Source organism: Micromonospora sp. NPDC005710 (assembly GCF_040630995.1).
Taxonomy (GTDB): domain Bacteria; phylum Actinomycetota; class Actinomycetes; order Mycobacteriales; family Micromonosporaceae; genus Micromonospora.
This window is the reverse complement of sequence record NZ_JBEXYP010000011.1, coordinates 138,285-150,960: the sequence shown is the minus strand read 5'-3', so window position 1 is coordinate 150,960 and position 12,676 is coordinate 138,285. Positions and strand designations below refer to the sequence as shown.

The following is a 12,676-nucleotide window of genomic DNA, read 5'->3' as shown; positions in this document are numbered from 1 at the left end:
CGGTCGATCGGGGGCCATCGCCGGCGGTCGAGGGCCAACCATACGGACCCCGAGGTCAGAGACTCAACAACACCGGTGGACGAGCCTCGGGACAACCTGTGGATCCCGGGGGACAGCATGTGCGCAGCGTGTGCACAGCCTGTGGACAACCATTGGGGAATTCTCGGCTATAAGCCGTTGACCTGCGAAGACTTATTCCCCAGCCTGTGGAGGAGAATATTTCGGTCGGGCCTGTGACACGATCGTCCCGTACTATCTCCAGCGAACGGCTACACCTGGACAGCGGATTCCGCTTTCGGTTCAGAAGGGTCACACTCCGGCCGTGAATTACCGGGACTGGGGACGCGGCGATGGCAGCCCGCGCGAGCGCCCGCCAACTGCCTCGTGGGGTGAGCGCGCGGCGCCTGTTCCGGTTGATCCATACGACGAGGACGGGCGCTACCGCACCTCCAGCCGACGGCGTGCGTTGGACCGCGGCCAGGACGAGCCTGTCGACGCCTACCTGCCCCGGTGGGCACTGGAGTCGGGGGTTCGGCACGCGGACGGCGGCGGTCGGCACGCGGCACCTGACGACGACAACGAGCCCGAGTTCGAGCCGCCGACGTCCGGCGCTGGCCGACGGTCCGCCGAGCCGTCGGGTGGCCGACGCCGCAGCGGCGAGACGCGTCAGCGAGCGCAGGCAGCGATCGGCCCGGCGCCGGACTCGGACCACACCCGCGAGTGGACGCTCGACCGCCCACAGGATCAGGGGTATGCGGGTCGCCGACGTGCCAACGCCGGGGAGGACGAGCCGGTCTCGGGCGCTGTCGCGGACCGGCGTCCCCGCCGCGCGCCCGTCGGCCGTCCCCAGGTGATCTGGTCGGGTGGGGACCTGGAGGCAGCACCCACCGAGCAGGCCCCGGACCAGGAGCCGAGTCGTCGCAGCCGGCGGAGTCGCCGCGCGGCCGAGGAATCCTGGTCCCGTCCGGCGGCCGACCCGTGGGTTCGCGAACCGGACCGGGCGGCGGAGCCCGAAACGCCCTACCCACCGGCGGTGGACCCGTGGGACGCCTCGGGCGTGCAGGCGTGGCCGCCGGCGAGCGGCGCGGACGGTGGGGACCTGAGCGGGCAGTGGTCCGCCGTGGAGAGCGTCGGTGGCTGGGAGCGGTCGGACCGCACCGGCCAGTGGGAGCGGTCCGCGATCGAGGACGACCAGTGGGATCGTACGCTGGCGCCGCGCTCCGACCGCTCGGTGGCGGCTGAGGGTTGGCCGAGCCGGGAAGACGGCTTCTGGTCCGGCACCCGACTGGCCGACGACGACCCGCGGTGGATGGATCCTCAGACGTCGGCACCCCGTTCCCCGGTGGTGGGATACACCGCCCCACGACCGCGTAGCGCGCCGGCACCTCGTGCCCCTGCGCCGCGAGCGGGTGCGCCGGGGCCTCGGGCGGACCGGCCGGCCGTGGGAACGGCGTCGGTACGTCGGCGGGTGGAGTCGGCGGCCACTGGTGCCTGGGCGCGTCGTCTGGAGGACGACCTGCTGGACCCGGATCCGGGTGGATCGGTCCGGCCACTGCTGTACACGGCCGCCTGTTACCTGGTGCCGGCGATGCTGATCTTCGTGTGGCTGTTGACGTTGGAGAGCCAGGCCCCTGCCGGCTGTGTGACCGACATCAGTGGTGGCGGGTGCGACTCGGCCCGGTCCCGCGCCCTGGAGTCACTCCTGGCCGGTTCGCCGCGCTTCGGGTTGGCCCTGGTGAGCAGTCTGGTGGTGGCGGCGCTGCTGCGCCGGGTCGGGACGACGTGGCGCTCGGCGACCATCGCGGTTGCCGCAGCGGTGGTGGGTGGCGGCCTCTCCACGGTGTTGATCAGCGCGGTGACCGGCCAGCCCATCGGGTGACCCGGGTTGGCGGGCGGTCGCCCAGCTCACACCCAGTGCCGGGTTGGACGAGGTACGCACGAGGGCCCGCACCGATCGCTCGGTGCGGGCCCTCGTGGTGGTGTTGCGGACGTCAGCCCTGAACGACGTTCAGGTTGAACGCTGCGGTCACCTCGGGGTGCAGCTTGATCTTCACCGGGTAGGTGCCGGTCGACTTGATGTGACCGGGCACCTCCAGCCGACGCCGGTCGAGGACCGGGCCGCTGGCCGCCTTGACGGCGTCGACGATCTCGGCCGGAGTGACCGAGCCGAAGAGCCGTCCACCGTCGCCGGCGCGGACCTTCAGGTTGACCTTGAGACCCTCGAGCTGAGCCTTGACCTCGTTGGCGTGGTCGAGGTCGCGGATCTCACGGGCCCCCCGGGCCCGCTTGATGACCGTGACCTGCTTTTCCGCGCCCTTGGTCCAGGCGATCGCGAAGCCCTGCGGCAGCAGGTAGTTACGGCCGTAGCCGTTCTTGACCTCGACGATGTCGCCCGGGGCACCGAGGCCGGACACTTCCTGAGTCAGGATGATCTTCATATCGGTGCCTCCTCTCAGCGGGTGGTGGCCGTGTACGGCAGGAGCGCCATCTCACGGGCGTTCTTGACCGCACGAGCGATCTGGCGCTGCTGCTGCGAGGTCACGCCGGTCACCCGACGAGCGCGGATCTTGCCGCGATCGGAGATGAACTTGCGCAGCAGAGCGGTGTCCTTGTAATCGATGTAGGCGATCCCGTCCTTGTCGAGCGGGTTCACCTTCTTCTTCGGCTTGCGCAGTGCCGCAGCCTTGGCCGTTGCACGTGCTCCTGGTTTGCGATCGCGAGCGCTAGGCGCCATTAGAACGGTGGCTCCTCGTCAAAATTGGCGCCCGAACCAGCACGCGCGGGAGAAGGAGCAGCCGAAGCCCAGGGATCGTCGAAGTTGCCTCCGCCGCCGCCCTGGTTGCCACCGCCACCGCCGCCACCGAAGCCGCCGCCACCGCCGCCGGAGCGGGACATCTTCTGCACCTTCGCCGTGGCGTAGCGCAGCGACGGGCCGATCTCGTCGACCTCAAGCTCGATGACGGTGCGCTTCTCACCCTCGCGGGTCTCGTACGACCGCTGACGCAGCCGGCCCGACACGATCACCCGAGCGCCACGCTGCAGCGACTCGGCGACGTGCTCGGCGGCCTGCCGCCACACGGTGCATGCGAGGAACAGCGGCTCGCCGTCCTTCCATTCGTTCGACGCCTTGTCCATGAAACGGGGCGTCGAAGCGACTCGGAACTTGGCGACCGCAGCCCCGGAGGGGGTGAACCGCAACTCGGGGTCATCGGTCAGATTGCCGATGACCGTGATGGTGGTGTCTCCTGCCATGACCATCTCCTCGCGCACTCAGCGTCTCGTCGTACAGGCTCGCAGAGCCGTACGACAGAGTCGCGGAGGCTGATCCGGACGAACCGGGGTTGGATGCTCTAGCGCATTTCCGGTCGGATGACCTTGGTGCGCAGCACGGACTCGTTGAGGCGCAACTGACGGTCCAGCTCGGCCACCGCAGCAGGCGTCGCCTGCAGGTCGATGACGGCGTAGATGCCCTCAGTCTTTTTGTTGATCTCGTACGCGAGGCGCCGACGGCCCCACACGTCGGTCTTCTCAACCGAGCCACCCGCGGTCCGAATCACGTTCAGGTACGTGTCGAGCGACGGTGCGACGGTGCGCTCCTCGAGGCTGGAATCGAGGATGACCATTAGTTCGTAGTGACGCAAGACGTGCTCACCTCCTGTGGGCTAAGCGGCCACGGTCCTTCCGTGGCAGGAGGTCTTGTGTCGCGGCCCGCACGTGCCGAGGAATCTCGGCCGGACGCGGACAACCTGACCAGGATACCCGGTCCCAACGATCATGCCCGGGGCGGTCGGGGCCGCACCCTGACGTGCCGACGGGGGCCCACCGTCCGACCGTCAATCGGTCGGTGGTGAACCCCCGTCTACGAGGCCGCGGGGCGTCCGGTCCGCATTCCTTGGGTGGGACCTGGGGAGGAACGACCACACCGATGAGGTTGGACCGAAGACGCCCCGCGGAGCTTTATCGTGTTGTTATCTGACGATACAACAGCACTCGTACCGTGTCGGGGGGAAAAGCACAATTTTCCGAGGTTCGTCATCGCTCGGTAGCCGGGTGCGACGCTCGCGCCGCTGGCGGGCACCGGGTGCTGGTCGCCGGTTCACACCCATCAACGATCGTCGGTCCACCCGGTGACGCGACACCGCCCCGGCCGTCGCTCCGACCGTCGGGGCCGCGACGTAGGCTCGCTCGCATGCGTATCGGAGCCCACGTCGATTCGACCGACCCGCTGGCGGAGGCGGCCGCCCGGTCCGCCGACACCGTGCAGTTCTTCCTCTCCGACCCACAGGGTTGGAAGGCGCCCAAGCCTCGTGAAGATGCCGAGCGGCTGCGCGCTGCCGAGGTCGACCTCTACGTGCACGCGCCGTACGTCCTGAACGTCGCCACCCTCAACAACCGCATCCGGATCCCGAGCCGCAAGCTGCTGCTCGGGCACGCCACCGCAGCCGCCGCCATCGGCGCCAAGGGCCTGATCGTGCACGGCGGGCACGTGAACGTCGGCGACGACCTGGCCGTGGGCTTCGACAACTGGCGCAAGACCTTCGCGTACGCGGCGGACTCCGGCGGCTTCGGCGTACCGGTCCTGATCGAGAACACCGCCGGCGGCGACAACGCGTGCGCCCGACGGCTGGACGCGCTCGCCCGTCTCTGGGACGCCATCGGTGACTACGAGGTCGGCTTCTGCCTCGACACCTGCCACGCGTACGCGGGCGGCGAGGAACTGCTCGGCCTGGTCGACCGGGTCAAGGCGATCACCGGGCGGATCGACCTGGTGCACGCCAACAACTCCAAGGGCGCGTTCAACTCCGGCCAGGACCGGCACGACAACCTGGGCGGCGGGACGATCGACCCGGAGCTGGTGGTGGCGGTGATCCGGGCGGCCGACGCGCCGGTGGTCGTCGAGACACCGGGCGGGGTGACCGGCCAGGCCGCCGACATCGACTTTCTGCGTGGGCAACTCGGAGCGGAGAGCCGGGCGGCATGACGAGCGGACAGCCCGGGACCGGCAACGTCCGGCCCACCCCCATTGGCGCGGGCGCCGAGAGCCGGCCCGCCAGCACGGCCCCGGCGGGGACCCCCGCCCAGCCGGATCGCACCGCTGACAAGCCCTCCGCCGTGACCACCCCGAACCAACAGTCGACTGGCGACGGCTCGACGACCAGGGCTGCCGCGAACGGCAACCCTGAGGCCGACCTCGCGACGAGCGGTCCCGGCAAGGACGCGCCCCGGCGCGGCGACAAGCAGGGCACCAGAGCCACGCCGACACCCACAGCCGAACAGGCCGTTGGGGTCGCGCAGAAGGCCGCAACCACGCAGAAGGCCACCGAGGGCGGCACCGCAGCCGTCGACAGCACTACCAAGGACGGCGAAGCAACCAAGAACAGCGACGCCGCCAAGGACACCGACGCGGCCAAGGAAAGCGACGCGGCCAAAGAAGGCGACGCGGCCAAAGACAGCGGGCCGGCGGATAGCGCGGCCAAGGAGAGCGGACCGGCCAAGGACGGCGGCACCACCAAGGACGCGAAGGCCGGTGACGCCGACGGCACGGACAAGGTCGACGGCGAGGCGAAGCCGGTCGGTCCGGAGCGGTGGGAGGCGTTCGCCTCCGCGCCGGAGCCGCGGCCCTCCATCGTCACTCGGGTGGGCCGAGTCGTCGGTCGGTTCCTGATCCACCAATGGACGCTGGCCGCCCTCTGCTCGCTGGCGTTGGCCGTGCTGATGACCTGGCCGACGCTGCGCTATCCGCGTTACACGCTGCCTCAGGACTACTGGGACCCGAGCCTGCAGGCTTGGCAGATGGCCTGGTCCGGGCACATCCTGCTGGCCGACCCGGCGCGCCTGTGGCAGTCGAACACGTTCTTCCCCGAGCTGTGGAGCTTCGCGTTCTCCGACACACTGCTCGGTTACGCCCCGGCCGGGATGCTCGGCAGCGGTCTCGAGGACGCCGTGCTGCGCTACAACATCATGTTCGTGCTGGCGCACGCGCTCGCCACGTTCGGGGCGTACGCGCTGGCCCGACAGCTCGGGGCCGGCCGGATCGGTGGAGCGGTCGCCGGGGTGAGTTACACCTACGCGCCGTGGCTGCTGGCTCAGGCCGGGCACCTGCACGTGCTCTCCAACGGGGGGATCCCGCTGGCGCTGGCGATGTTGGCACGCGGGCACGGGTGGTCCCTCCGACACGGCTACCGGCCGGAGCGCCGGCATGACGGTTGGGTCTACGCGGGCTGGCTGGTGGCGGCCTGGCAGCTCAGCCTCGGCTTCGGCATCGGGCTGCCCTTCGCGTACTTCCTGGCTTGCGCAGTGTTGATCGCTGCCGTGCTCTTCTTCGCGCGGCGGCTGCGCACCGGGCAGGCTGTGCCGTTCGGTAGGCGTCTGTTCGCCGCCGACGTGCTCGGTGGGCTTTTGTTCGCCGGTGTCGGTCTGCTGATGGCGGTGCCGTTCTTCAAGGTCACCGAGCTGCACCCGTACGCCGAACGCACCATCGGCGACATCAGCCTCTTCTCGCCGCCGGCGACGGGCTTCGTGACGGCACCCGCGGAGTCGCGAATCTGGGGTGGGTTGCACGAGGGGGCGCGGGCGGCACTGCCGTGGCACCCGGAGATGACCCTGCTGCCGGGCTTCGTGCTCTACGCGCTGGCCGCGGGCGGGTTGTTCTTCTCGGTCTGGCGGTTGCGGCACCGACTGCTGCTGCTCGCCGGGGTGCTGGTGACGATGGCCTTCGCGATGGGCACCCGTTTCTTCGACGGCACGTTCACCTATGTGCCGCTCTTCGAGCATCTGCCGGGCTGGAGTGGGCTGCGTACCCCCGGGCGGTTGATGCTCTGGACCACGTTGCTGCTCGGCCTGCTCGCGGCCGGTACGGTCACCGCGCTCACCGACCGGGTCCGTGAGTTGACAGCGCAACGGATCCCGTCGTGGCCCGGGCCGTGGCTGCGGATGGCCACCCTGCTGCCGCTGCTGCTGGTCGCCGTCGAGGGCCTGAACACCACCCCGCATCCGGTGGTGCCGACCGAACCGGCGGCGATGCGGTCGGTGCAGGGGCCGCTGCTGGTGCTGCCCAGCAATCAGAGCCTGGACCAGCACGTGATGCTCTGGTCGACCGACGGGTTCCCCGACGTGGTCAACGGCGGGAGCGGCTTCACGCCGCGTCAGCTCGACGACGTCCGTCGGGTGAGCCAGGCGTTCCCGGACCAGACGAGCGTCGACTACCTGCGCACGCTCGGCGTCCGAACTGTGGTGCTGCTGCGCGGCCAGGTGGACGGCACCCCGTGGGAGATCAGCATCGACGCTCCGGTCGAGTCGCTCGGGATCAGCCGGCAGGACGTCGGCGACGCTGTCGTCTATCGCCTGTGAAGCTCTGGCGGCTCGTCGCGGCTGCTCTCTAGGGCGGGTTTTCGGGGGAGCCCGCCCGACTCCGGGCGGTCAGGCTTGATCCCTGCGCCGGTCGGGCTCCCCCGAAACCCTGACGTGGTGCCGGCCGCGGTCGGCCTTGGGGTCAGGTCGTGGGCACCGGTACGGGTGCTTGTTCGCTGTTCGTCGTGGGGCGGCGCCAGCGGTCGACCCACGGGGCGTCCGGTGCGCCGTCGAGAACCCCGCCGTCCGGGTCGTCCGGGTAGGTGGCCCGCACCGCGTCCTGCTCCGGGTGCAGGATCTCCTTGACGACGAACACGCAGAGCACCACCACTGTGACCAGTCGCAGCGTGGAGGCCAGCACGAACACCCCCTCCGGGAAGACCGGCTTGCTGGTTGCCGCGCCGAGCAGCTCCCCGTAGAAGGCGACGAAGTAGCAGACCTCGGCTATCTGCCAGGCCAGGAACGCGCCCCACTTCGGCCGGGCCAGCACCACGAGCGGGAGCAGCCACAGCACGAACTGCTGCGACCAGACCTTGCTGAAGATGAGGAACGCCGCCACCACCAGGAAGCCGAGCTGCGCCAACCGCGGTCGGCGCGGTGCCCGCAGCGCCAGCACGGCCACGCCCAGGCACGCCAGCCCGAACAGCGCGTACGACAGGGTGTTGAGGGTCGGGATGTTCGCGTTCAGCCACTCGAACGGCCCGAGCTGGGCCGGGTCGTTGCCGACCTTGCCGTCCAGGTAGCGCCCGATGTACCAGAAGGTGCCCCAGTCGATCGGCCGGGTGGTGTTCAACTCGAAGAACCGGTCCCAGTTCTCCGGGTACGCCCGCGCGGCCGGCAGGTTCACCAGCACCACTGCCGCGACAGCCGTACCGATGGCGACGAGCGCGGCCCGGACCCGGTCGGCCCGTAGCGCCAGGATGAGGATCGGTCCGAGCAGGAACAGTGGCCAGAGTTTCGCCGCCCCGGCCAACCCGAGCAGCACCCCGGCCAGCGCCGGGTGTCTACGAGCCCAGGCCAGCAGGCCGAAGGCGGCCAGCCCGATGGCGAGCAGATCCCAGTTGACGGTGGCGGTGAGCACCAGCGCCGGCGCCAGTGCGAACAGCGCCGCGTCCCAGGGTCGTCGTCGGCGCAACGCCAGGATCACCGCCACAGTGGCCACCGCGAGGGCACCCAGCACCAGCGCGTTGAGGTTGTAGAACCACTGGCCCTGGTTGATGCTCGGGTCGCCGTCACCGATGGCGTGCACCGGCAGGCCCAGCGCCCCCATGAAATAGCCGGTCAGCACCGGGTACTCGACCGGGTGGTCACGGTAGGGCACCTTGCCCTCGTTGAGACCTTCGGCGTAGTACAGGGCGAGGACGTCGGTGTAGCAGAACCGGGTGTACTGCACGTTGTTCTGCCAGGCGCCGTCCTGGCAGGGCGACTTCTGCACCCAGTGCAGGGCGAGCGTGAGGCACGCCAGCGCCAGCACGATCCGTACGGCCGTCCAGAAGCGACGCTCCTGACCGGCCGGTCGGTTCAGCGCTGTCGCGTGGTCGCCCAGCGGCCCGCCGATGACGCTGGAGATGCCGCGGACGAACCCGTCGGAGCGGGACGGGTGATCGGTGGTTCCGGCGTCGTCGATGCCGGGCGTCGACTGGGTGCTCATGAAGAGGCATCCTGCCGTACGAGAGGGCTGCCCGTCCCGTCACGGCGCGGAGTTCCGGGTACGAAAACGCCGCCGCCGGCCGGGACGTGTCGTCCGGCCGGCGGCGGCGTCGCGCGCTTGTGGTGGCTCAGTCGCGGTTGGGTGGCAGGCCGGGCGTCAGCCCTCCACCACCTGTGCCGCCTCCGCCGGGATTGCCCCCGGGGTTACCGCCAGGGTTGCCGCCCGGGTTGCCGCCGGGATTGCCCCCCGGGTTACCGCCGGGGTTGTTGCCGCCGGGGTTGCAGAGCAGGTCGATCAGCGGGTTACAGGGGGTGCCCTGGCCGGGCTGACCGCCCGGGTTGGGCGGCGGCGGTGCCGGCGGCTGCTTGCCGTTGCCCTTCGTGACGTCACCCTCGCCGGTGATGCTGGGCAGGGAGATCTCTTCCTGCCCGTTGAGGGCGGTGTTCATGTACTTCTCCCAGATGGGGCCGGGGAGCGTCGAACCGCCGATGGGCTTGCCGCTGGTGAGGCGGATCTTCGGCTTCTTCGGATCCCGGCTGCCCACCCAGACCGCCGTGGCGATCTGCGGGGTGTAGCCCACCATCCACGCGTGGGCGTTGTCCTTGTTGTCGTACTCCCAGGTGCCGGTCTTGCCGGCGGCCTGCCGGCCGTCATCCAGGGAGAGGCTGTTCGGCTTGGGGATCTGCTTCAGGACGCCGGTGACCTCGTCGGTGACCTTCTTGGGGATCCGCTGCTGAGGCTTGATGCTCTCGCTGCCGACGACCTTCCACTTGCCGGTTTCCTTGTCCTGCTGCTCGACCTTGATGACGAAGTGCGCCGGAATGTACTTGCCGTCGTTGGCGAAGGTGGCCATGGCGTTGGCGTGGTCGAAGACGGTGATCGGGTACTTACCGAAACCGGTCCAGTTGTCGAACGGGTTCTTCCCCTTCTTCGCCAGGTCGAAGGCCTGCGGCGGATCGACACCCCACATGGTGGTCACACCGGCCTTGCGGGCCATGTCGACGACCTTCTCGGGGCCGATCTCGTCGGTGACCCAGTAGAAGGGCACGTTGTACGACTGGATCGTCGACTCTTCGAGCGTGCACCACTTGCCGCACTTGCCGGCGCCTCGGTTGGCGTTGCCGATCTCGACGTCGGTGCCCTCCGGTTTGAACGGCGTCGCGTCCCAGTGCGACTTGACCGAGATGCCGGCCTCGATGGCGGCGGCCAGCGTGTACACCTTCATCGACGAGCCCGGCTGGTGCCCACCGGTCAGGTCACCGTTCCTGTCGGTGTTCTTGCCGGCGTAGTCGAAGTCGGCACCGCTGTCACCGCCGTAGTAGGCGAGCACGCGGCCCTTCTTCGGGTCGATCGAGACCACCGCCGCCATCAGGTTCTTCGGCTGGTCGTTGAGCTCGGAGCCCTTCTTCGACTGCATCGCCGTGTTCTCGGCGGCGGCTTGGAGCTTGGGGTCGATGGTGGTCTGGATCCGGTAGCCGCCGACGCGCAGGGCCTCGACGCAGCTGACCTTGCCGGTCGCGCCGCTGTCGGTGCAGAGGCCCATCCGGTCCATTTCCTGGCGAACGTAATTGATCACGTTGCCTCGAGGGCTGTCGACGCCGAACCCGGAGCCACCCTTCTTCGGGGCCGCCACCTTCGGGTACTCGGTGGGTCGCTGCGGCCGGTTCGGCTGGTCGAGCCAACCCTTCTTGGCCATGCCGTCGATGACGTACTGCCAGCGGGCCTGGGCTTCCTCGGGGTTGATCGCCGGGTCGTAACCCTGGTGGGTGGCGCTCGGCTCGGGCTGCCGGATCAGCGCGGCGAGGACGGCGCCCTGCGCCACTGTCAACTTCTTGGCGTCGACGTTGAAGTAGGTCTGTGCCGCCGCCTGGATGCCGTACGCCCCGCGACCAAAATAGATCACGTTGAGGTAGTGCTCCATGATCTGGTCTTTGGTGAACTCGTCGTTCAGCTTGGAGGCGAACATCGCTTCCTTGACCTTCCGGGCGTAGCTGTCGTCCTTGAGGTTCTCGTAGGCGTTACGCGCGTACTGCTGGGTGATGGTCGAGGCACCCTGCTTGTCGCCGCCCGAGACGTTGTTCCAGGCGGCGCGGGCGATGCCCTTGTAGTCCACACCCGAGTGGTCGTAGAAGTTCCGGTCCTCGGCCGCCGCCACCGCATCCCGCACGTGCTGCGGCATGTCGGTGATCTTGATTAACTGCCGGTTCTCTTCGCCGAGCTTGGCCACGATCGTCTTGTTGTCGTTCGCGTAGACGGTGGTGGAGAGCGGCAGGGGCAGCGACTGTGGCAGCACCACGCTCGTCGAGTAGTAGGTGAAGGTCACCACACCGAGGCCGGCGAGCATGATGAAGACGGCGAAACCCGCGATCAGCAGGTTCATCCGCTTGCGCTTCTTCGCCCGCGCCGCGGCGGCGCCCGAGTCACCCGGACCACGACCGCCCCGACCGGGACCACCCGGTCCGCCCGGCCCACCGGGACCGCCCGGCCCACCGGAAACCGGTGAGACGCTCGCCCTGGCGACCGCCGCGCGACCACCGACCGAGGCGGAGCCGACGCTGGCCCGGCCCGCGGAGGCGGTGCCGACCGAGGCCGCACCGACGGCGGCGGCACCGACGGCGGCCCGACCTGCCGGTGCGCCCGGCGCGGGGGAGACGGGAACCGAGGCCCGACCGGTGCCGGCGCGGCCGGCGGCCACCGCCGGTGCCGGCGACACCGGCACCGAGGCCCGTCCGGCCCGGCCGGTCGCTGCCGCGCCCACCGAGGCGGACCCGGCGGCCGCACCGCCACGTGGCGGGACCGAGGCCGACCCGCCGACAGTGGCACGACCGCCGGCGGCCCGTGGCGTCACCGAGGCGCGACCCGGAGTTGCGGTGCCGCCCTCCGGGGCCGACCAGCCGCTCCCGCCGGAGTCACCGCCGGGTCGGCGGTACGCGTCGTCCGCGCCCGGTCCGGGGTCACCGTCTGGACCCGTGTGCGGGGTCCGTCCGCGCGCAGAACTGGGATCGCCGTACGAGTTCATTCCTCACACCCTGCCGGTCGCGGTGGGACGCGGCTGCGCCGCCACCGGGTTGCCGTGAGTTGCTTCACCCGGGACGCCGGCACGGGGGTGCCGGGTGACGGGGGTCATTGCCGTATCAATCGGGCCAATCGGACCAACAAGCGGTCGACCGTCTCGGGCTTCGTCTACGGCCCCGAGGCCGGTCCAACCAGCTGAGATCACCGTTGCGCCTCTCGCCTCCGCCGACCGCCACCTTCGGCGCCCGCCGCGTCCTGCTCGCTGATGCCCTCGCTGTCACCGGTCAGGCCGTCCCGGCCGAGCAGGTACTGCTCGACGAGATGGTTCCAGTCACAGCCGAGGCACACCTCCACCACGAAGACCTGGAACTCACGCAGCGTCATCGCCAGCACTGGCAACTCGGTAAGTGTCCGGGCCTGGCCGGCGGACTGCTTGAGTTCGTCACCGTAAATGTAGTGGACGAGGGTCAGGTTTTCGCTGCGGCAGATGGGGCAGCGCCGATCGGTCGGCTCGCCGTGGAACCGAGCGGCGTTCTTCAGGTACGGCGATGCGTCGCAGACGTCGTACGTGCCCACTCGGCCGGCCAGGAGCTCACGCAGCACTGCTCGCTTCTGAAGCGAGTAGTCGACGACCTGGCGCTGCGTACGCATGCGGAGAAG

General features: G+C 69.8%; 10 protein-coding genes. 3 read left to right on the top strand and 7 right to left on the bottom strand.

Annotated features, from left to right (window positions below):
- Nucleotides 1-322 precede the first annotated feature (322 nt).
- On the top strand, nucleotides 323-1,879 hold the full coding sequence (locus ABZ406_RS17265) for a hypothetical protein (protein WP_357762115.1): 1,557 nt from the start codon (nucleotides 323-325) through the stop codon (nucleotides 1,877-1,879).
- Between the two features lie 112 nt (nucleotides 1,880-1,991).
- Here the strand turns inward: ABZ406_RS17265 and rplI are convergent, their stop codons facing one another.
- The 4 genes from rplI to rpsF form a co-directional block, all read right to left on the bottom strand.
- Entirely contained in the window at nucleotides 1,992-2,438 is a 447-nt protein-coding gene (gene rplI / locus ABZ406_RS17260) for a 50S ribosomal protein L9 (protein ID WP_112583905.1), read from the bottom strand.
- Between the two features lie 14 nt (nucleotides 2,439-2,452).
- On the bottom strand, nucleotides 2,453-2,734 hold the full coding sequence (rpsR, locus tag ABZ406_RS17255) for a 30S ribosomal protein S18 (RefSeq protein ID WP_051723758.1): 282 nt from the start codon (nucleotides 2,732-2,734) through the stop codon (nucleotides 2,453-2,455).
- Nucleotides 2,734-3,270: a single-stranded DNA-binding protein gene (locus ABZ406_RS17250; RefSeq protein WP_181518404.1), complete on the bottom strand. Its 537-nt coding sequence runs from the start codon at nucleotides 3,268-3,270 to the stop codon at nucleotides 2,734-2,736. The genes rpsR and ABZ406_RS17250 overlap by 1 nt, the downstream gene beginning before the upstream one ends.
- 80 nt (nucleotides 3,271-3,350) lie before the next feature.
- Entirely contained in the window at nucleotides 3,351-3,641 is a 291-nt protein-coding gene (gene rpsF, locus ABZ406_RS17245) for a 30S ribosomal protein S6 (protein ID WP_357762111.1), read from the bottom strand.
- Between the two features lie 548 nt (nucleotides 3,642-4,189).
- Between rpsF and ABZ406_RS17240 the strand changes: the two genes are divergently transcribed.
- Complete coding sequence (locus tag ABZ406_RS17240; protein ID WP_357762108.1) at nucleotides 4,190-4,981, top strand: deoxyribonuclease IV; 792 nt, start codon at nucleotides 4,190-4,192, stop codon at nucleotides 4,979-4,981.
- A complete protein-coding gene (locus ABZ406_RS17235; protein WP_357762105.1) occupies nucleotides 4,978-7,350 on the top strand; it encodes a hypothetical protein in 2,373 nt (790 codons plus the stop codon). The genes ABZ406_RS17240 and ABZ406_RS17235 overlap by 4 nt, the downstream gene beginning before the upstream one ends.
- Before the next feature lie 142 nt (nucleotides 7,351-7,492).
- Here the strand turns inward: ABZ406_RS17235 and ABZ406_RS17230 are convergent, their stop codons facing one another.
- The 3 genes from ABZ406_RS17230 to ABZ406_RS17220 form a co-directional block, all read right to left on the bottom strand.
- Entirely contained in the window at nucleotides 7,493-9,001 is a 1,509-nt protein-coding gene (locus tag ABZ406_RS17230) for a glycosyltransferase 87 family protein (RefSeq protein WP_357762102.1), read from the bottom strand.
- Between the two features lie 127 nt (nucleotides 9,002-9,128).
- A complete protein-coding gene (locus ABZ406_RS17225) occupies nucleotides 9,129-12,020 on the bottom strand; it encodes a transglycosylase domain-containing protein (RefSeq protein ID WP_357762099.1) in 2,892 nt (963 codons plus the stop codon).
- A 197-nt stretch (nucleotides 12,021-12,217) separates the two neighbouring features.
- Nucleotides 12,218-12,667: a DUF5318 domain-containing protein gene (locus ABZ406_RS17220; protein ID WP_357762096.1), complete on the bottom strand. Its 450-nt coding sequence runs from the start codon at nucleotides 12,665-12,667 to the stop codon at nucleotides 12,218-12,220.
- Nucleotides 12,668-12,676: the final 9 nt, after the last annotated feature.